Origin of the sequence: Mesorhizobium sp. B2-5-11, assembly GCF_006440835.1 — a bacterium.
GTDB lineage: Bacteria > Pseudomonadota > Alphaproteobacteria > Rhizobiales > Rhizobiaceae > Mesorhizobium.
In genome coordinates this window covers 273,193-292,384 of record NZ_VFUK01000001.1, presented here as the reverse complement: position 1 = coordinate 292,384, position 19,192 = coordinate 273,193, and the positions used below count along the sequence as shown (strand labels likewise).

19 protein-coding genes are annotated in these 19,192 nt (G+C 64.1%); 9 read left to right on the top strand and 10 right to left on the bottom strand.

The features are described 5' to 3' along the window. Nucleotides 1-31 precede the first annotated feature (31 nt). Nucleotides 32-649 carry a pyridoxamine 5'-phosphate oxidase gene (gene pdxH / locus FJ490_RS01395; protein WP_140498039.1) on the top strand — a complete coding sequence of 206 codons (618 nt, stop codon included), beginning with the start codon at nt 32-34 and terminating at the stop codon, nt 647-649. A gap of 140 nt (nt 650-789) precedes the next feature. On the opposite strand, the gene FJ490_RS01390 is transcribed toward pdxH, so the two are convergent. Next, nucleotides 790-1,539 carry a crotonase/enoyl-CoA hydratase family protein gene (locus tag FJ490_RS01390; RefSeq protein ID WP_140728131.1) on the bottom strand — a complete coding sequence of 250 codons (750 nt, stop codon included), beginning with the start codon at nt 1,537-1,539 and terminating at the stop codon, nt 790-792. A gap of 19 nt (nt 1,540-1,558) precedes the next feature. After that, nucleotides 1,559-3,328: an acyl-CoA dehydrogenase gene (locus FJ490_RS01385; RefSeq protein ID WP_140623535.1), complete on the bottom strand. Its 1,770-nt coding sequence runs from the start codon at nt 3,326-3,328 to the stop codon at nt 1,559-1,561. 223 nt (nt 3,329-3,551) lie between these two features. Between FJ490_RS01385 and FJ490_RS01380 the strand changes: the two genes are divergently transcribed. From FJ490_RS01380 to FJ490_RS01365, 4 genes are all read left to right on the top strand, one after another. Further along, a complete protein-coding gene (locus tag FJ490_RS01380; RefSeq protein WP_140514793.1) occupies nt 3,552-3,800 on the top strand; it encodes a hypothetical protein in 249 nt (82 codons plus the stop codon). A 38-nt stretch (nt 3,801-3,838) separates the two neighbouring features. Further along, nucleotides 3,839-4,126, top strand: coding sequence for a DUF1778 domain-containing protein (locus FJ490_RS01375; protein WP_140514791.1), 288 nt, complete (start codon nt 3,839-3,841; stop codon nt 4,124-4,126). Between the two features lie 8 nt (nt 4,127-4,134). Further along, the gene (locus FJ490_RS01370; RefSeq protein WP_224684799.1) at nt 4,135-4,626 is read left to right on the top strand and encodes a GNAT family N-acetyltransferase; all 492 of its coding nucleotides are present in this window, start codon (nt 4,135-4,137) and stop codon (nt 4,624-4,626) included. A gap of 127 nt (nt 4,627-4,753) precedes the next feature. After that, on the top strand, nt 4,754-5,869 hold the full coding sequence (locus tag FJ490_RS01365) for a glycoside hydrolase family 25 protein (protein ID WP_140728332.1): 1,116 nt from the start codon (nt 4,754-4,756) through the stop codon (nt 5,867-5,869). A 24-nt stretch (nt 5,870-5,893) separates the two neighbouring features. Here the strand turns inward: FJ490_RS01365 and purD are convergent, their stop codons facing one another. Together purD and FJ490_RS01355 are read right to left on the bottom strand one after the other, a co-directional pair. Beyond that, on the bottom strand, nt 5,894-7,177 hold the full coding sequence (gene purD / locus FJ490_RS01360; protein WP_140559370.1) for a phosphoribosylamine--glycine ligase: 1,284 nt from the start codon (nt 7,175-7,177) through the stop codon (nt 5,894-5,896). A gap of 159 nt (nt 7,178-7,336) precedes the next feature. Beyond that, a complete protein-coding gene (locus FJ490_RS01355) occupies nt 7,337-8,158 on the bottom strand; it encodes a phytanoyl-CoA dioxygenase family protein (RefSeq protein WP_140558219.1) in 822 nt (273 codons plus the stop codon). Nucleotides 8,159-8,249: 91 nt separating this feature from the next. On the opposite strand from FJ490_RS01355, the gene FJ490_RS01350 reads away from it, so the two are divergent. Together FJ490_RS01350 and ubiA are read left to right on the top strand one after the other, a co-directional pair. Beyond that, entirely contained in the window at nt 8,250-9,161 is a 912-nt protein-coding gene (locus tag FJ490_RS01350; RefSeq protein ID WP_140728130.1) for a LysR family transcriptional regulator, read from the top strand. A 68-nt stretch (nt 9,162-9,229) separates the two neighbouring features. Next, a complete protein-coding gene (ubiA, locus tag FJ490_RS01345) occupies nt 9,230-10,213 on the top strand; it encodes a 4-hydroxybenzoate octaprenyltransferase (RefSeq protein ID WP_181165178.1) in 984 nt (327 codons plus the stop codon). 75 nt (nt 10,214-10,288) lie between these two features. On the opposite strand, the gene FJ490_RS01340 is transcribed toward ubiA, so the two are convergent. From FJ490_RS01340 to FJ490_RS01330, 3 genes are all read right to left on the bottom strand, one after another. Further along, the gene (locus FJ490_RS01340) at nt 10,289-10,855 is read right to left on the bottom strand and encodes a DUF6101 family protein (protein ID WP_140498020.1); all 567 of its coding nucleotides are present in this window, start codon (nt 10,853-10,855) and stop codon (nt 10,289-10,291) included. A 182-nt stretch (nt 10,856-11,037) separates the two neighbouring features. After that, nucleotides 11,038-12,468 carry an FAD-binding oxidoreductase gene (locus FJ490_RS01335; RefSeq protein WP_140558224.1) on the bottom strand — a complete coding sequence of 477 codons (1,431 nt, stop codon included), beginning with the start codon at nt 12,466-12,468 and terminating at the stop codon, nt 11,038-11,040. Between the two features lie 10 nt (nt 12,469-12,478). Further along, complete coding sequence (locus tag FJ490_RS01330; RefSeq protein WP_140762446.1) at nt 12,479-13,453, bottom strand: L-threonylcarbamoyladenylate synthase; 975 nt, start codon at nt 13,451-13,453, stop codon at nt 12,479-12,481. Nucleotides 13,454-13,615: 162 nt separating this feature from the next. Here FJ490_RS01330 and FJ490_RS01325 point away from each other — a divergent pair, with 162 nt between their 5' ends. Then, a complete protein-coding gene (locus FJ490_RS01325) occupies nt 13,616-14,065 on the top strand; it encodes a hypothetical protein (RefSeq protein WP_140728129.1) in 450 nt (149 codons plus the stop codon). Between the two features lie 87 nt (nt 14,066-14,152). Here the strand turns inward: FJ490_RS01325 and glyS are convergent, their stop codons facing one another. The 3 genes from glyS to FJ490_RS01305 form a co-directional block, all read right to left on the bottom strand. Next, complete coding sequence (gene glyS / locus FJ490_RS01320; protein WP_140728128.1) at nt 14,153-16,453, bottom strand: glycine--tRNA ligase subunit beta; 2,301 nt, start codon at nt 16,451-16,453, stop codon at nt 14,153-14,155. A gap of 219 nt (nt 16,454-16,672) precedes the next feature. Next, on the bottom strand, nt 16,673-17,389 hold the full coding sequence (locus FJ490_RS01315) for a DUF559 domain-containing protein (RefSeq protein WP_246672590.1): 717 nt from the start codon (nt 17,387-17,389) through the stop codon (nt 16,673-16,675). Between the two features lie 180 nt (nt 17,390-17,569). Next, the gene (locus FJ490_RS01305; protein ID WP_181165179.1) at nt 17,570-18,490 is read right to left on the bottom strand and encodes a glycine--tRNA ligase subunit alpha; all 921 of its coding nucleotides are present in this window, start codon (nt 18,488-18,490) and stop codon (nt 17,570-17,572) included. Between the two features lie 210 nt (nt 18,491-18,700). On the opposite strand from FJ490_RS01305, the gene FJ490_RS01300 reads away from it, so the two are divergent. Continuing rightward, nucleotides 18,701-19,162: a GNAT family N-acetyltransferase gene (locus FJ490_RS01300; protein WP_140514776.1), complete on the top strand. Its 462-nt coding sequence runs from the start codon at nt 18,701-18,703 to the stop codon at nt 19,160-19,162. Nucleotides 19,163-19,192: the final 30 nt, after the last annotated feature.

Genomic DNA, 19,192 nt, shown 5'->3' with positions numbered 1-19,192 from the left:
TCCCCTGTTTGATGAAAATTTGAGAAAAACTATGAGTGAGACTGAGTTAACAAGCGGTGACTTTACCGAGGCCGCCGAGCCGTTTCGCCTTTTTGCCGCATGGCTGGACGACGCCACCAAAAGCGAAATGAACGACCCCAACGGCGTGGCGTTGGCAACCGTCGATGCCGAGGGCATGCCGGATGTGCGGATGGTGCTGCTCAAGGGGTTCGATGAGAGCGGCTTTGTGTTCTACACGAATTTCGAAAGCGCCAAGGGCCGGGAGATCCTAGGCAGCATGAAGGCGGCGATGTGCTTCCACTGGAAATCGCTGCGCCGCCAGGTGCGCGTGCGCGGGCCGGTGGAGATCGTCAGCGATGCCGAAGCCGACGCCTATTACGCGACACGGCCGCGCGGCAGCCGCATCGGCGCCTGGGCCTCGAAACAGTCGCGGCCGCTGGAAAGCCGGTTCGCGCTGGAAAAGGCGGTGGCCGAATACACGGCCCGCTACGCCATCGGCGAGATTCCGCGCCCAAAACACTGGTCGGGTTTCCGCATCGTGCCGAAGACGATCGAGTTCTGGCACGACAGACCGTTTCGGCTGCATGACCGCGTGGTGTTTTCGCGCAATGCCGGGGGCGGTTGGGAGAAGACGCGGCTTTATCCCTGAGTTTGTAAACTAGCGCCGACATCCTCACTGCGCCTAGCCCGGGCTGGCCAGTGGCGACCGAGGCACGCGGGATAGGTCCGCGCTCCACCCCACCCGACCCTGCGGGCCGACCTCCCCATCTAAGGGAGGCGGGGGCCGAACTATTTTTTTCTGGTCATGAATGCCGTCAGTGCAGCGCGGGCTTCGTCCGATTTCAGCCGCTCGCGAAAATGCTCGCTTTCCACGTTGATGCGGGCGACGAGGTCCTCGCGAGAGCCGCGCATCAGGTCGCGCGCGATCCTGAGCGCCTGCGGCGGCTTGGCGGCGATCTGGCCGGCGGCCGCCAGAACCGACGCCTCCAGCGCTCCTTCCTCGACAACTTCGTAGATCAGACCAGCGGCCTTGGCGCGTTCGGCCGAGAAGCCTTCGCCAAGGCCGAGCAGCGCGAACGCGCCCTGCTGGCCCAGGATGCGCGGCGCCAGCAGGCTCGATCCCGCTTCGGGCACAAGGCCGAGGTCGACGAAGGGTGTCCTGAACACGGTGCGCGGCGTGGCGAAGGTCAGGTCGCAGTGCAAATTGAGCGTGGTGCCGATGCCGACCGCGATGCCGTCGACACCGGAGACGATGGGTTTTGCGACCCTGGCCAGCGCCATCAGGAAATCCCAGACTTCCGTGCCGCCTTCGCCGCCAGTGGCGACGACCATGAAATCGGCGAGGTCGTTGCCGGAGGAGAAGGCACCGGGCACGCCGAGAAAGACATGGGCGCGAATTGCCGGATCCGCATCCCCTTCGGCCAAGGTTTGCGACATCTTGGCGTACATGGCGCGCGTCAGCGCGTTCTTCTTGTCCGGGCGGTTTATGCGGATGATCTGGATGGCGCCCTGGCGCTCGACGAGGATATGGTCTGTCACGGTTCTTTCCTTGTGAACGTCAGGCGGAAATCAATGTCTTGCCGGCAGCGGCGAGGCTTGCGGGGCCGTCGACAACGCGCTCCTTCAAGGCACTTGTCTCGCCGAGCAGGTTTTCGGCGAAAAAGCGGCAAAGGGCGACGCGGCCGTGATCGGCAACGGCGCCCCGCGCCAAGTAGGCGCCGCCGGCTGCAAGCGAGACCAGCCGGAGATAGGGTGTCGCGCCGGCAAGCGCCTCGCCAGTCCGGCCATCGGCCGACAGTTTTTGCAGGAAACGTGTCGCTTGCGTCAGATCGTCGAGCCCGCGGTCGAGAGCATCGGCCGTATGGCCAAACCCTTCGAGATTCGATGTCCGCACGGCGCTGGCGACAGCGGCAAGCTCGGCGATGAAGCCGTGCACATGCTCGCCGCCGCCGAGCGGCAGTTTTCGGGTCACCAGATCGATCGCCTGGATGCCGTTGGTGCCCTCGTAGATCGGCGCGATGCGGGCGTCGCGATAGAGTGCCGCAGCCCCCGTCTCCTCGATGAAACCCATGCCGCCATGGACCTGGACGCCAAGCGAGGCGACCTCGACGCCGATATCGGTCGAAAAAGCCTTGGCAAGCGGCGTCAACAGGTTGGCCCGGTCGCGCCAATGCGCCGCCTGGTCACCAGACGATACGCGCGCCAGGTCGATGGCATGGGCACAGGAATAGCTGATCGCCCGCGCGATCTGCGTCAGCGCCTTCATGGTCAGGAGATTGCGCTGCACGTCGGGGTGATGGACGATCGGCGCCATGCCGGCACCGGCGTAATCCGCCGCCTTGCCCTGGCGGCGCTCATTGGCATAGGCAATCGCCTTCTGGGTCGCGGCTTCCGCGACCGCCACGCCCTGCATGCCGACGGCGAGGCGGGCATTGTTCATCATGGTGAACATGCAGGCCAGCCCCTTGTTCTCCTCGCCGATCAGCCATCCGATGGCGCCGGGCTTGGCGCCCTGAAAACCGTCGCCATAGATCATGGTGCAGGTCGGCGAGGCATGGATGCCGAGCTTGTGCTCGAGGCCCGAACAGAAGACGTCGTTGCGTGCGCCAGGCGAGCCGTCCGCGCCGACCAGGAATTTCGGCACCAGGAAGAGCGAGATGCCGCGCGTGCCCGCAGGCGCGTCAGGCAGCCGCGCCAGTACCAGATGGACGATATTGTCGGTGAGATCATGCTCGCCATAGGTGATGAATATCTTCTGGCCGAAGATGCGGTAGGTGCCGTCGCGGGCCGGTTCGGCGCGCGTGCGCAAGGCAGCGAGGTCCGAGCCGGCCTGCGGCTCAGTCAGGTTCATCGTGCCCATCCACTCGCCGGAGACGAGCTTTGCGAGATACTTGGCCTTGAGCTCTTCCGAAGCGTGCTTGTCGAGCGCCTCGACCGCACCCATGGTCAGCGTCGGGCCAATGCCGAAGGCCATGGCGGCGGAATTCCACATTTCGAGCGCGGCGACGCCGAGCATGGTCGGAAGCGCCTGCCCGCCATATCCTTCCGGGCCGGAGAGCGCGTTCCAGCCGCCGTCGATCCAGCGGCGATAAAGTTCCTTCCAGCCTGGCGGCATGGTCACTGCCGCGTCCTTCAGCACCGCGCCGTGCTCGTCGCCGATCTTGTAGAGCGGCGCGACCTCTTCGGTGGCGAAGCGGCCGGCCTCGCTAAGAACGGCGTCGACGAGATCCTCGCCGAGATCGCCGAACGTGCCGTCATCGAGGGCAGGCTTCAGGCCGGCCACATGCTTGAGGGTGAACGCGATGTCCTCGACCGGTGCCAAATACATGCCGCTCGCTCCTCCTGATGCATCGGCCAGGCTGATCCTAGGACCTGAGTGGGACCTGCTTGCCACACACCGTATTCGCCTTTGGGCGACCATCTTCTTTTTACGTAAACGTCAAATTTTGTCACGCTGATTTTGCAATCGCGCCGGCTCGTATTAAATGCGATAGGCGCCGGGTCAAAATCGACCGGCAACAGACCAGAACCAGCCAACTGGAAACCAACTCATGCTCGCCAGACCTGACGCCTACCGTTGCATCGAATGCGGCCTGCCCTACCGGGCGGCGGGGTTCTCATATTATCACGGTGAATTGGAAAACGGCGCCGCCTATTGGTCGGATCGCGGTATATTGTGCTCGCCGAAATGCTCGATCGCCCATCATCGCAAACGCGCGGCCGAAGGCACGCTGCCGCAACAGCCCGCGCCGGATCCGTTTGAAGTTCAGCCATTCGGCCGCGCTGACCGTCGCACTTGATATGTATTCCCGTACATACCGTGCTAGAGGTGATCGAAATGACAAACCAACTGACCCGTACCTCCCGTCTCGAAGCTCGGATATCCCCGGATATGCTGAGTGTGATGAAACGTGCCGCCGAAATCCAGGGCCGCAGCGTCAGCGACTTCGTGGTCTCCGCAGCGCAGGAAGCTGCACAACGCACCATTGAGGAGATCGCTATCATCCGCCTGTCCATCGAGGATCAGCTCGCTCTGGTAGAGGCCATTCTCAATCCGCCCGAACCTAATGAAGCGCTGCGCAAAGCCGCCGACGCCTACAAGCGAGTTGTCGTCGAATCCCGGTGAGTCTAGGCTTGATCATCGAGCCGCTGGGCGGATCGTATGATCGTAAGACATTCAGCTGTGGCGTGCTGGCACTCGGCCAATATCTACACGAGTTGGCAAGCCAGGACGTCAAACGCCGAGTTAGCAACTGCTTTGTCGCCGCGGACCGTGATGTCGATCTCATTGCCGGATACTACACTCTTGCAGCGTCAAATGTGCCCATCACTTCTCTGCCGGAAGACCTGACAAGACGCCTACCGCGTTACCCGGTCCTGCCCGCCATATTGATCGGAAGGTTGGCAGTTGATACCCGATATCAGGGAAAAAGAGTAGGATCGATACTGATCGTGGATGCACTTCGGCGCTGCGCCCAAGCTGCTCCTGCTTCCTTCGCACTGATCGTCGACGCAAAGGACGACATGGCCGCCGCCTTCTATTGCAAATATGGTTTCAGGCCATTTCAAGACCGGCGGTTGTCGCTGTTCCTATCAGTAGCGACGGCGTTGAAGCTGTTCGGCTGACGGACCGCATTGCCTTGAAAGCGAATCCTTAACCATAGCGGTCCAGGATTTGCCTTTGATCAACGGGGATTCCTGTTTGAAGAGAACGGCGCATCTTCTTCGCCGCCCAGCGATCGCTCTCGCGGCGATGATGGCGCTGACAACGTCGGCAAGGGCCTCGGATTTCTCCGAGCCGTGGAAAAGTGCCGACCGGGCGCTTGTCGTCGATGCCTACGAATACAATTCCATCGACTGGGCGCAGCTTGCCACGGACAAGCGCGTCGTCGGCTTCATCAACAAAGCCTCCGACGGCATGTCGCCGCCCTATTCCTGCTCCGGAGACGATACCGAGGTCAAACTCTGCAAGGCACTGTGGAAACGCCATGCGGTGACGCGCGAACTGTTCCAGACGCGCAAGGTGGTCGCCAAGGCCCTCGGCCTGAAATGGGGCGCCTATCACCTCGCCCGCCCCGGCAATCCGGTCGAGCAGGCCAATAATTTCCTCGATTTCGCCGATCCCGCGCCGGACGACCTCATGGCCCTCGACATCGAAGGCATTGATCCCGCGCAATGGATGTCGCTCGACGACGCCGAGGCGTTCGTGCGCCAGGTGCATCGGCGCATCGGCCGCTTCCCGGTACTCTACACCAATGGCAAGACCGCCCAGTATATCGCCGACAACAGCTACAAATACCGGCTGCTGTCGCGGCTGCCGCTCTGGTACGCGCGCTACAAGCCTGACATCGACGTGCATTTTCCCATCGGCAACTGGCAAGGCTATGCGCTCTGGCAGTTTTCGGCCCAGGCCAATTGCGGCCGCTTCCGTTGCCCCTACAGGGTAGCCGGGACGCCGGACGACATCGACGTCAACGTCGCGCCGACAGATGCCGCCACGCTGCGCCAGCAATGGCCGTTCGGCGGGGTGATCGACGTGCCGGCGGATTATCTCGCCAGCGTACCGGTGCCGCTCTCGCGCGAAGCCGCTTTGGCCGGCAAGACCACTCTCATCTACGCCGATGTGGCGACGCCACCGAGTTTCGGGGAAATGGTCGCGGTGCTTGGTTCGCGCTGGTCGAAATTCCGCGACGGGTTCCGCATGCCTGTCGTGAAGACGGTGCCGCGGCGGCCGATCTTCGGCATCGTCCAATATGTCTCCTGGAAGCGCACCGGGCAGCGTACCCCAGCGCAACTCGACGCCGCCTTCGCTGCGGCGGCGGACCCGGTGAGCACCGCTTCTACCGAACCCGACCGCGGCAAACGCTGAATTTGTGCGACCGGATGCTTGCGGTCAGCTTGCTCCTGCCGCTTCGCGCGCCACGGCCTGCCAGCCAATGTCGCGGCGGCAGAAGCCCTGCGGCCAGTCGATACGGTCGAGCGCGGCATAGGCCTTCTCCTGCGCCTCGCCGACAGTCGCGCCGACCGCGGTGACGTTCAAGACGCGACCGCCATTGGCGACCAGCGCACCGCCATTGATGGCGGTGCCGGCATGGAAAATCTGGGCGCCTTCGCTGGCAGCCTCATCGAGCCCGCGAATGACCGAGCCTTTTTCGGGCGTGCCGGGATAGCCTCTCGCGGCCATGACGACGGTCAGTGCCGCCTCGTCGCTCCAGCGCGCCGACATGTGCGCGAGTTGGCCATCGACGGCGGCATTGAGCAGCACCAGCAGGTCGTCCTTCAGCCGCATCATCAGCACCTGGCATTCGGGGTCGCCGAAGCGGGTGTTGTATTCGATCAGCTTCGGCCCTTTGTCCGTAATCATCAGCCCGGCGAAGAGAATGCCGGCGAACGGTGCACCTGTTGCAGCCATGCCGCGCATGGTCGGTTCGACGATCTCGCGCATGGTGCGCTCCACCATCTGGGGCGTCATCACCGGGGCCGGCGAATAGGCGCCCATGCCGCCTGTGTTGGGGCCGACATCGCCATCGCCGACGCGCTTGTGATCCTGCGCGGTGCCGAAGGGCAGTGCTGTAGTGCCGTCGCACAGGCAGAAGAAGCTGGCCTCCTCGCCGGTCAGAAACTCCTCGACCACGACTTCCGCACCGGCGGTGCCGAAAGAACCGTCGAAACAGGCGTCGAGCGCGGCCAGCGCCTCATCCATCGTCATTGCGACAGTGACGCCCTTGCCCGCGGCAAGGCCGTCGGCCTTGATGACGATCGGCGTGCCCATCTTCTCGACATAGGCCTTGGCCGATGCCAGGTCCGCGAAACGGCCATAGGCGGCGGTGGGGATATCGTATCTGGCGCAAAGATCCTTGGTGAAGCCCTTCGATCCTTCGAGCCGCGCCGCCGCTCGCGACGGGCCAAAGACGCGGATGCCCCAGCCACGCAGATCGTCTGATATGCCGGCCACCAGCGGCCCTTCCGGCCCGACCACGACGAGGCCGATTTCTCTGTCCTTGCAGAAGGCGGCGATAGCGGAATGATCGGCGATGTCGAGCTTGACCAGCTCTGCCTCGCGGCCGATGCCAGGATTGCCGGGCGCGGCATAGAGCTTGGTGAGCAACGGCGACGCGGCGATCTTCCAGGCGAGCGCATGTTCGCGGCCGCCGGAGCCGAGAAGAAGAACGTTCATGGCCACCTCTTGATGCCTGTAATCTTCCAGAGAACCCGCTATTGCTCTCTGGACGACGGGTCAAGGCATCCGGGCGCTTTGATCGGAATTGCGCACGGGAACGTTACCCCTGCCCGAAAATCGGCGGCGGAGACCGTCGCCGATTTTCTGGAAAGCGCTTCAGCTCTGGAAAACGATCGGGAACCAGTCCTCGCGCAGCTTCTGCCCCGGCTGCATGCCATGGCCATGATAGGGCGGCGAGGTGCGCCCCGGCCGTTCGACATAGTGGGCGTCGTCGCCGACCCAGCGCAGCGAAAGCGCCCGCCGCCGCGCCGCAGTGAGGTTGCCGCGTGCGCCATGCGCTGTCCTGAAATCGAACAGGATAGCATCGCCCGGCTCCATTTCCCATTCAAGCACCTCCAGCGAGGAGTCCGTGTCTGGATCCGGCACCGGCAGGTAGTCACCCTCGTCGCCATAGAAATTGCTGTCGTCGAGCCAGCGCACCGGCAGGATCATCTTGTCCCATTTGTGCGAGCCGGCAATCAGCCGCAGCGTTGCCTCCTTTACAGGGTCGATAGGGATCCAGAAGCTCACTGTCTGCCGGCCGTCGACAAAATAATAGGGGATGTCCTGATGCCAGGGCGTCGGCTTCTGCGTGCCCGGTTCCTTGACCAGGACATGATCGTGGAAGAACTGCGCCGTGCGCGACCGCATCACCGCGGCCGCCAGTTCGGCCGCCGGCGATTCGCGCACCAGCTCGACGAATTCTGGAATGCGTTCCCAGTTGCAGTAGTCGTCGAAGAAGCTGCCGCGGCCATTGGCGATATCCGATGCGGTGGCGCTGCGGTTTTGCATGTTCCGCTCGATGCCGGCGGCGATCGTTTCGACCCAGTCCTTGAAAGCGCCGCGGATGCAGACAGCGCCGTCGCGCTGGTAATCCGCTATTGTCCGCGCATCGATCAAGCCTGTGTCGATCGCGCGAGGTGCGGTCTGGGAAGCCATGGCATTCTCCTTTCAGGGATCGATGCCACTATCGCAAGCCTCTTTCATTCAGTAAAATAATAACTTCTCATCTGCCACATAGTGCCACTCTATGAGTCTGACCCTAACGCAGCTGCGCTATCTGGTTGCCGTCGCTCGCCACGGCAGCGTTACCGGCGCGGCCAGGGCGCTGAACGTCTCACAGCCGTCCATTTCGGTGGCGATCGACGCGGTCGAACAGGATTTCGGCCAGAAACTCTTCGTGCGCCAGCGCGGAAGCGGCGTTTCGCTGACATCCTTCGGCCGCGCCGTGGTGGCCAAGGCGAAACAGGTCCTTGCCGAGACGGACGAGCTCATCGGTCTCGGCTCGCGCAAGTCGGCGCTCGGGGGCGAACTGGTGCTCGGATGCTTCGAAGATCTGGCGCCTTATTTCGCGCCGGCCCTGATCCGCGCCTTCTCGGAACGCCATCCTGAGGTTGCAGTGATCGTGCGCGACGAGACCTTCGAGACGCTCGGGCGGCGCCTCGGCGATGCCGCCGTCGACCTCGGGCTCACCTATGATCTTGGGCTGCCTTCGCATTTCGCCCGCATCCTGCTGCATGAGCTCAGGCCGCACGCGCTTTTGCCGGCTGGACACGCGCTGGCGGATCGTCCCGATGTCAGCCTGGCCGATCTGGCCGCCTATCCGCTGATCACGACGGACCAGCCGCATAGCTGGCAGCACATGCTGGACCTGTTCCGCAGCCGTGGCCTGTCGCCGGTCGCCGACAGGCAGACAAGCTCGTTCGAACTCCAGCGCAGCATGGTGGCCAACGGCTTCGGCGTCGCCGTCAGTTACACGAGGCCGCATGGCGACCGCAGCTATGACGGCTTGCCTCTCGTCTGCAAACCGCTTTCCGATCCGCTGCCCATGCAGCGCATCATCCTCACCCATGACACGCATCAGCACCTGCCCAATGCCGTGCTGGCCTTCATCGACGTGGCAAAGGGCTGGTTCTCCACCCGCGACATCTTCGCCTCCTGAAGCGCTGACGAATGCCACTGCCCTGCTCGCCGCTTGACGGTTTGCGCGGCTGCTGCCACTCCATCGTCATGGAAACGGTTCAGTCGAAAGCAGCCCAGGGCCGCGTCGCCGACGCGCCGAACGGCCATTGGGTCTACCGCGTGCTGCCGCGGCCGATATGGCCCTACGCACAGCTTGCCCGATGGGACCGGCCGATCGGCTGGCAGTTGCTTTTGTGGCCGTGCTGGTGGTCCGCGGCTCTCGCGGCCAGCGCCTACCCGCGCCCGGGCGATCCGCTGCTTTCACTGCTGCCGGCGCCCTTGTATCTCGTGCTGTTCCTGGCCGGCGCCATCGCCATGCGCGGCGCCGGCTGCACCTACAACGACTTGGCTGACGAAGACATCGACAATCAGGTCGAGCGCACGCGCTCGCGGCCGCTTCCGTCGGGCAAGGTCACGCGGCGTGGGGCGTGGCTGTTTGTCATCCTGCAGGCACTGGTCGGACTTGCCGTGCTCTTGCAGTTCAACAGCTTCGCCGTCCTGCTCGGCGTCTGCTCGCTGGCCATCGTCGCCATCTATCCATTCATGAAGCGGATCACCAACTGGCCGCAACTGGTTCTCGGCCTTGCCTTTTCCTGGGGCGCGCTGATGGGATGGGCGGTTGAGTTCGGCGACCTCGACGGGCCGGCCGTCATGCTCTATCTCGGCTCGATCCTGTGGGTGATCGGCTACGACACGATCTATGCGCACCAGGACAAGGAAGACGACGCCATCGTCGGCGTACGCTCGACCGCGCGCCTGTTCGGCGACAATACCAAGTCGTGGCTGGCCGGGCTTTACGGCGGCGCGCTTGTCTGCTTCGCCATCGCCTTCGCGTCAGCGCAGGCCCCTGTCGTGGCTCTGGCCGGACTTATCGCCGCCGGCGCCCACATGGCGCGGCAGATCCTGGTGCTGGATATCGACAATCCGGATCAATGCCTGCGGCTGTTCAGGTCGAACAACCAGGTCGGCTGGCTGATCTTCCTCGGCCTCATCGGCGGCGCGCTGTGGGTGGCGCTGAAGCCACTGGTGTAGTTTTCTTTTCCTTCTCCCCGTTTACGGAGAGAAGGTGGCGCTAGCCGGCGCCAGCCTTCCAGACAGAATTTCAGCCTATTCGCGCGCGATGATCTCCTCGCCGCCGATCACCAGCCTGAGACCGAGGTCACCCGCCCTGCGGCGGGCGAGGAAGCGCGGGCGGCGCATGGTCGAAACGCGGCCCTTGCGGCGGTCCTGCGGCGGCAGCGTCTTGATGGCGGCGCCGAGCGATTCCTCCAGCGTGCGGGCGATGCCGTCCGATTCGATCAACAGCATCGGCAGGCGATAGGCGTCGGCCCAGGCGCGCCAGTCGGCGGCGACGTCGTCGAGATCGTCGGCCACCAGCAGCGGCACCGACAGCATCGGATCATTGTGCAGGAGTTCCAAAGTCACCGTGACGTTACCTTCCGGGTCCTCCATCGCGCGGGCGGCAACGCCGCGGAACGCATTGGCGGGCAGAGCGATGATCGCCGGTACGCCGCTCATCTCGAGCAGGCGGCGGATCACGGCGCCACGGTGGTCGATGGTGAAGGTCACGTCGCCATAGTCGTCGCGCGTGGCGTAGCTTACCACCTGCGGCAGGCGGAATGGGTCGAGGCGCATGTTGCGTCCCGCCCAGACTGGCTTCAGTCCAGTGTTCATTGAATGCCTTCCTGTTTCTCCTGAGAGCCGGTGTCCGGTTCTCTCCGGGCCAGTTTTCCCGGCCTCGTTATGGGGAAACAGTAGCGCGGCCTCCTTACCGCCGCGCTTAAGAAAGTCGGTTAAATTTTGCTGATCACGGGGATGGTTATCGGAATGCGACCGAGCGCTTGAATCCGAAAGGATCAGATAACCTTACCAGGATTCATGATGCCGGCCGGGTCGAAGGCCTGCTTGACCCTGCGCATCAGGTCGATCGCCATCGGCGGGGCGGTGGCGATCAGTTCGTCCCGCTTCAACTGGCCGATGCCGTGCTCGGCCGAGATCGAGCCGTGGAAGGAGCGCACGACGTCGTGCACGGCCTTGTTCATGGGGTGGTAGAGATCGAGGAACGCCTGGTCGTCGCCGTCGACTGGCCGCGAGATGTTATAGTGGAGATTGCCGTCGCCCATATGGCCGAAGCAGACCACGCGCGCTCCGGGGCTGACCGAAGCCACCGCGCCGGCGGCCTCTTCGATGAAACGTGGGATCGATGCCACCGGGACCGAAATGTCATGCTTGATCGAGGCGCCCTCGGGCTTCTGCGCGTCGGGCAGCACCTCGCGAAAATTCCAGAAGGCATCGCCTTGCGCAAGGCTGGCCGCGATCACCGCATCGCCGACGACTTCCTGTTCCAGCCCGGCCCCGAGCACGTCCTCGATCAGGGCCCTGGCATCTTCCGGTGAACGGCCGGACGAGATCTGCATCAGCACATACCACGGCCAATCCTGCGCCAGCGGCCGCACCACGCCCTGGGCATGCGCCAGCGTGAAATCGTAGGGCCGCTTGCCGATCAGTTCGAAGGCGGTGAGCGCGGCGCCGGCGCGGTCCGTCGCCAGGCTGAACAGCGACAGCGCCGCCGCGGCCGACGGCAGGCCGACGAACGCGACCTCGCGACCTTTCGGCTTCGGGAACAGTTTCAGCACCGCGGCCGTGATGATGCCGAGCGTACCTTCGGCGCCGACGAACAGGTTCTTGAGGTCGTAGCCGGTATTGTCCTTCTTCAGCTTGCGCAGATCGTCGAACACTTCGCCCGTCGGCAGCACCACCTCGACGCCAAGGCAAAGCTCGCGCGCATTGCCATAGGCCAGCACGCCGGTGCCGCCGGCATTGGAGGAAAGGTTGCCGCCGATCTGGCAGGAGCCCTGCGCGGCCAGCGACAGCGGAAACAGCCGGTCGGCGGCATCGGCCGCTTCCTGCAACGTCTGCAAGATGACGCCGGCCTCCGCCGTCACGGTGTTGGACAAGACATCGATCTCGCGGATGCGGTTCAGCCGCGACAGGGACAGCACGATCTCGCGGCCGGAGTTGTCCGGCACCTGGGCGCCGACCAGCCCGGTATTGCCGCTTTGCGGCACGACCGGCGTTGCCGTCTCGGTCGCCAGCCGCATGATCCGGCTGACCTCCTCCACACTGCCTGGCCGCAGCACAAGCGATGTCGCGCCATGCCACAGCCCGCGCCGTTCGGTGATGTAGGGTGCTATATCGCGCTGGTCGCGCAGCGCGTATTTCTCACCGACGATCGCCGCGAAGCGGTCGATGAGAGCGGTGTCGGGAATCTCGGCGATGTCGGTCATGTGCGCGAAACTATGTTGGCGGCAAGCTATTGTCACGCGGCGCGGCGGCCCGCGAAAGCCGATCGTTGATCGCTTCGCCGAGCCCGTCGAAGGGAACGGGTTCGACGGCGATGATCCGCGCGCCGCTGCGATCGAGTTCCTGCATGTAGGCGAAAAGATTGCTCGCCGCTTCGCGCAGGTCGCCAGCCTCGGACAGATTGAGGCAGGCGGCCGCGTTTTGCCAGCCTTCAGCGCGACGTTTGCCGAAGGCCAGCAGCGCCTCGCCTTCGCCGACGGTCCCGGCGTTGAGCCGCACCGCGGCGTCAGGCGCATAGTGCGAGGCAAGCATGCCCGGCGCCTCGACACCGGCGTCGGCGCCGCGCAACAACTCCATGCCGACGACCGCCTCGATTTCCTGGGCGGCAATCCCGCCGGGCCTCAGCAGACGCAATTTTCCCTCTTCGGCCTTGACGATGGTCGATTCCAGCCCGACCGGCGTCGCCCCGCCATCGACGACCAGCTTTATGCGTGCGCCGAGATCAGCCGCCACGGCTTGCGCCGTCGTCGCGCTGATCCTGCCGGAGGAATTGGCGCTGGGGGCCGCAAGCGGCCGGCCGAGCCTTGCAATCAGGTCGCCGCCAAAGCCCCTCGGCATGCGCAAGGCGATCGTGTCGAGCCCGGCGGTGACCAAAGGATGGGTGCCGTTGCCGGGCCGCTGCGGCAGCACCAGCGTCAAAGGACCTGGCCAGAACGCAAGCGCCAATTTCCTCGACAGCGGATCGAACACAGCGATGCGCTCGGCCATCTCCATATCGGCGATATGGGCGATCAGAGGGTTGAAGCGCGGCCGCCCCTTGGCCTCGAAGATGCGCGCCACGCCGATGCCGTTGGTGGCGTCGCCGGCGAGCCCATAGACGGTCTCGGTCGGAATGGCGACCACCTCGCCGCTTTCAAGCAGCGCCAATGCCCGTTCCATCGCCTCGCCGACGGCAAGAATTTCAGCCACTCTGGTCACCTCACGAATGCCGGCTGCGTAGTACGATGGCGTCCAAGGGGCAAGCCCGGCCCTTGGCGATTTAACAATCCCTAAAATGCTACGGTTCCGCGAAAGCCGGCATCAATTCCGACCCGCTATCGTGGGGCTTCCGGGTAATGGGGAGCTTTCATCGTGTCTGTGCGTATTTGGGGAACGCTGGGTGTCACTCTGGCGGCGATGGCCGGCGGGGCCCAGGCCTCGTCACTGGTCTTTCCCGGAGCGCCGTCCGCAACGCCTTCCATTGTCACGCTGGAGGCAGCCGACGCTGCCCAGGCAGGCGATACGCGGTCGGTCACCGCGCTCGGTGAACCTGACGTCACCTATGAAAAGGTGGCGGCGATCCCGAACGCGCCTGAGGCGCGGCACGGCTTCCTGCAAAACCCGATGATCATTCGCGGCGGTATCGTCGGCAGCGCCTTCTCGACGCCCGCGCAGGCCAAGGTGCCGGCCACTGCCCCTGCAACCGCCACCGCTTCGACGGCACCGGCGGCGAATGGGCAGAAGACCCCGGCGACATCACCGGCAGCCGCGCCGGCGGCGGCAGCGCAGCAGCCCGTCCCTGGAGTCGGCAAGCTCAAGTAGCGGCTGTCTTGACGTCGGTCCGGCGTCCGGCACCATTGCCGGACAGGCCGCTTTTGCGCCGTGGACGAGTGTCGCCGCCTGAAGTCTCTAGCCCGCGATCTTGGAGAAATCCGCAACCTGGTCGGTGGCCGCGCGGATGCGGGCGAGCAGCGCCAATCGATTGGCGCGCACGGCCTGATCCTCATCATTCACGAGAACGCGTTCAAAGAATGAATCAACCGGTTCGCGCAAAACGCTAAGCGCCAGCATGGCGGCGGAAAAGTCTTCGTTTTGAATCGCTTCGCCGGCTTGCTTCTCGGCCTGATTCACCGCCGCGAACAGCGATTTCTCGGCATCCTCGCGGAACAGCGCGGGCTCGACGGTTTCGGCGATCGCCGTTTTCTTCTTCTCCTCGGCAGCCAAAATATTGGCCGCGCGCTTGGTGCCGGCAAGCAGGTTCTTGCCGTTCTCGGTGTCGAGGAAAGTGCCGAGCGCCTCGACGCGGCGTACGATCTGCAGCAGGTCATCCGACTGCGGCGTGATGACAGCGTCGATCAGGTCGTGGCGAGCGCCCTGATCGCGCAGGTAGACTTTCAGGCGGTCGTGGAAGAAGGCGAGGAGGTCTCGGACCTGATCCGTACTGCCAACCGTGTAATTCATGGAGGCGCTGCCGAAGATCGTCGTCAGCCCCAGTCGAATGCGGTTCTCGACCAAAATCCTCACCACGCCGAGCGCAGCGCGGCGCAGCGCGTAAGGATCCTTCGAGCCGGTCGGTTTTTCATCGATGGCCCAGAAGCCGACAAGCGTATCCAGCTTGTCGGCGAGCGCGACGGCGATCGACACCGGATCGCTCGGCACGTAATCGGACGGCCCCTGCGGTTTGTAGTGCTCTTCGATGGCTGCCGCCACGGACGGATGCTCGCCCTGGAGCAACGCGTATTTGCGGCCCATGGCGCCCTGCAATTCGGGAAACTCGCCGACCACTTCGGTGGTCAGATCGGCCTTGGCGAGAACCGCGGCGCGAGCGGCGAGCGCGGGATCGGCGCCGACGAGCGGCGCCAGTTCCTCCGCCAATCGCCTGATCCGCTCCACGCGCGCGCCCTGCGTGCCAAGCTTGGCATGGAAGGTCACATTGAGGTGGTCGAGGCGCGCGATGCGCTGGTCGAGAGGCTTCTTCAGGTCAAGCCCGAACTTTCTCGCCGACGCCTCGAGCTCGGCGAGATCGGGCAGATCGCCCTGGTCGGTCGTCCAGAAATAGAGCGCGTCGGAGAGGCGCGCGCGCACCACCTTGCCGTTGCCCTGGGCGATCTCCTTGCCGCCGTCGCTCGCCTCGATGTTGGCGGTGAGGATGAAGCGGTTGGAAAGTTCGCTGATCTCCCCCCTTGAGGGGGAGATGCCCGGCAGGGCAGAGGGGGTCGTCTCATGTGGAGCGCCGGCGTCCTCTGTGTGCGAAAGGGAGTCGCGTCCCGTCGTGCCGACCCCCTCTGTCGGCTTCGCCGACATCTCCCCCTCGAGGGGGGAGATTGGGCGCGATGTCACAAAGCACTTCTGGTTGGCGCGGATGGTCAGGCGGATCACCTCGGCCGGAATGGCCAGGAAAGCGTCTTCGAACGCGCCCATCAGCACGACAGGCCATTCCACCAGCCCGGACACCTCTTCCAAAAGCCCCTCGTCCTCGACCAGATCCAGCCCGTTGGCGAAAGCGAGGTTGCGGGCATCGGCAAGGATGATCTCCTTGCGCCGGTCGGCGTCGAGCACGACCTTGGCCGCTTCCAGCTTGCTTACATAATCGTCGAAGCGGCGCACGGTGATTTCGCCGGGCGCGTGAAAGCGGTGGCCGTAAGTGACATTGCCCGAACGGATGCCGTCGATCTCGAAATCGACCACGACCGGCTCCTCGGTTTCCGGACCGAAGGTGCACAGGATCGATTGCAGCGGCCGTACCCAGCGCAGCGAGCCGGGCTTGGCCGAGGCCGGCCCCCAACGCATCGATTTCGGCCACGGGAAATTGCGGATGATGTCAGGCACCAGCCCGGCGATGATCTCTTCCGCCGCCCTGCCCGGCTTCGAGACATGGGCGACGTAGAAATCGCCTTTCTTCGGGTCGGAATGGACGTGTGCCTCGGCGACCGAGGAAAGCCCGGCCTTGCGCAGGAAGCCCTGGACCGCCTGTTCCGGCGCCGTCGTCGACGGCCCCTTGATCTCCTCGCTGATGTCCTTCGAGCGCGCGGTCAGGCCCCTGATGTCGAGCGCCAGTCGCCGCGGTGTCCAGTACTCGCGCGCCGCCTCGTAGGTCAGCCCTGCCTCGACCAGGCCGTCGGTCAGCATCTTCCTCAGATCGCCCGCCGCCTTGCGCTGCATGCGGGCCGGGATTTCCTCGGAGCGAAGTTCGAGCAAAAGATCCGGCATCAGAGTGTCTCCGCCCGCATGCCATTTTCCTGTTCGCGCGTCCTCGAGCCTCCGGCGCTGCGGGCGCGCGGCTGGGCCGGGATTTCCTCGGAGCGAAGTTCGAGCAAAAGGTCCGGCATCAGAGTGTCTCCGCCTGCATGCCATTTTCCTGTTCGCGCGTCCTCGCGCCTCCGGCGTTGCGGGCGCGCGGCTGGGCCGGGATTTCCTCGGAGCGAAGTTCTAGAAGCAGGTCAGGCATGGATAGCTCCTCACCCTCCCCTCGATGGGGAGGGTCGGCGCGTCAGCGCCGGGGTGGGGTGGCGGCGTCTCAATCTCAAGCGCCTTCGGCGTCTGACGGGCGAAGGTCTGATTTCGTTCTTCCACCGCCGCATAGATCGTATCGAGCACGGAATCCAGTTCGTTTTTGATTTCGTGGTTCCAGAAGCGGATGACACGATAGCCCTGACTTTCGAACCATTTTGTCCGAATTTCGTCGTGTCGTTGCTGACGATCGAAACTGTGGTGAGCGCCGTCCACCTCGATGATCAGCTTCAGGCGGTGCGAGATGAAATCAGGGAAGTAAATACCGACCGACGCCTGCTTGCGAAATGAGTGCCTTTCCACCGGGATGCGCCATAGGTGCCGCCACAAGATGCGTTCTTCGTCGGTCATCGCCGCACGAAGCCGTTGCGCCGACCGCAGTTTGAACCGATCGAGTTTCGGCATGAGAAGTCGCGCTGTCACCCCCACCCGCCGCTTCGCGGCGACCTCCCCCATCCAGGGGGAGGTAAAGAGGCCATAGCAACTCGGCTGGCCGCTGTCACCCTTTCCAGAAATTTTGGGCGTCCTGTCGGGACGGGATGATCCCACCCGTCCTTGGATCAAAGATTTCCATGAACCGAACGCAGCGCTGAAGCGACCCACGCTCAGGCAGAGAGCTATTGGCTGAACGACCATGAAAACGGTATCCAGACTTTTGCAAATCCTGGCGCTCAGCGCCTGCTTCACCGCTCAGGCCCATGGCGCCTTCTCGATGCCGGGCGTGCGCCAAGCATTGCGCATTATAGCCGGCCCGAGCGGCCAGATTCTATCGCCGATCAACGCTTCCCTCGATTTGATGAGGGAGGGTGCCTGAGATCAGGCCGCCAATCCGCCGGCCTGCGTCTTCAAGAACGCCTCGCCACAGGCTTTCGCCAGATTGCGCACGCGCAGGATGTAGCTCTGCCGCTCGGTGACGGAGATCACGCCGCGCGCGTCGAGCAGGTTGAAGACGTGACTGGCCTTGATGCACTGGTCGTAGGCGGGAAACACCATGCGGTGCACAGGCAGATTGTCGTTCGATGCGGGCGCACCGGCATCGAGCAGTGCCTTGCATTCGGCCTCGGCATCGTCGAAGTGGCGCAGCAGCATCGTCGTGTCGGCGTATTCGAAATTGTGACGCGAATATTCCTGCTCGGCCTGCAGGAAGACATCGCCGTAGGTGACCTTGTCGGCGCCGTCGCGGCCGTTGAAATTGAGGTCGTAGACATTGTCGACGCCCTGCACATACATGGCCAGCCGTTCCAGACCATAAGTGAGCTCGCCCGCAACCGGCGCGCATTCGATGCCGCAGACCTGCTGGAAGTAGGTGAACTGCGACACCTCCATGCCGTCGCACCAGCATTCCCAGCCAAGGCCCCAGGCGCCCAGCGTCGGGCTTTCCCAATCGTCTTCGACAAAGCGGATGTCATGCAGCAGCGGGTCGATGCCGATCGCCGCCAAAGAGCCGAGATAGAGCTCCTGCAGATTGGGCGGATTGGGCTTCAGGATCACCTGATACTGGTAGTAGTGCTGCAGCCGGTTCGGATTCTCTCCGTAGCGGCCGTCCTTGGGGCGGCGCGAAGGCTGGACGTAGGCGGCGTTCCAGCGCCTCGGTCCAAGCGCCCGCAGCGTCGTGGCCGGATGGAAGGTGCCGGCACCGACCTCCATGTCGTAGGGCTGGAGGATCACGCAGCCATAGTCCGCCCAGTAATTGTGCAGAGTCAGGATCAGCCCCTGAAAGGAGCGGCTGGGATGCATATGGGCGGGGATTTCAATCGTCACGGTGGCCTCGGCTGCAAGGGCTGACTTGCGGCCCCGTCCTAGAGACACGGCGGCGAAGCGTCAAGCAAGGCGCGGGCGGCGCGAGGCATGTCGAAAGCTTTGCGAGCGGCTGGCCCATTGCCGGCCATGAGCGCGTGCCTTCTGGTGAACGCTCACAACTCCGCCTCGCCAGACAACAGGTCAGCCATGCCCAACTTCATCACCGTCCGCCCGGTCACGCGCCAGGATTTCGCGCAATGGCTGCCGCTGTGGGACGGCTACAACGCGTTTTACGGGCGCTCGGGCGAGACGGCGCTGGCAAGCGAGATCACCGCCATGACATGGTCGCGCTTCTTCGACGCCTATGAGCCGGTGCATGCGCTGGTTGCCGAAAGTGAAGGACGGCTCGTCGGCCTCGTGCACTACCTCTTCCATCGCAGCACCACGGCGATCGCGCCAAACTGCTACCTGCAGGATCTTTTCACCGACGAGACCTTGCGCGGCAAGGGCATCGGCCGGGCTCTCATCGAGGGCGTCTACGAGCGGGCGCAGGCGGCCGGTTCGGGCCGGGTGTACTGGCTGACGCACGAGACCAATCACACCGCCATGAAGCTCTACGACAGGATCGGCGAACGCTCGGGCTTCGTCGTCTACCGCAAGCTGTTCTGACGTGGCTGCCAACGAAAACGGAGCCCGACA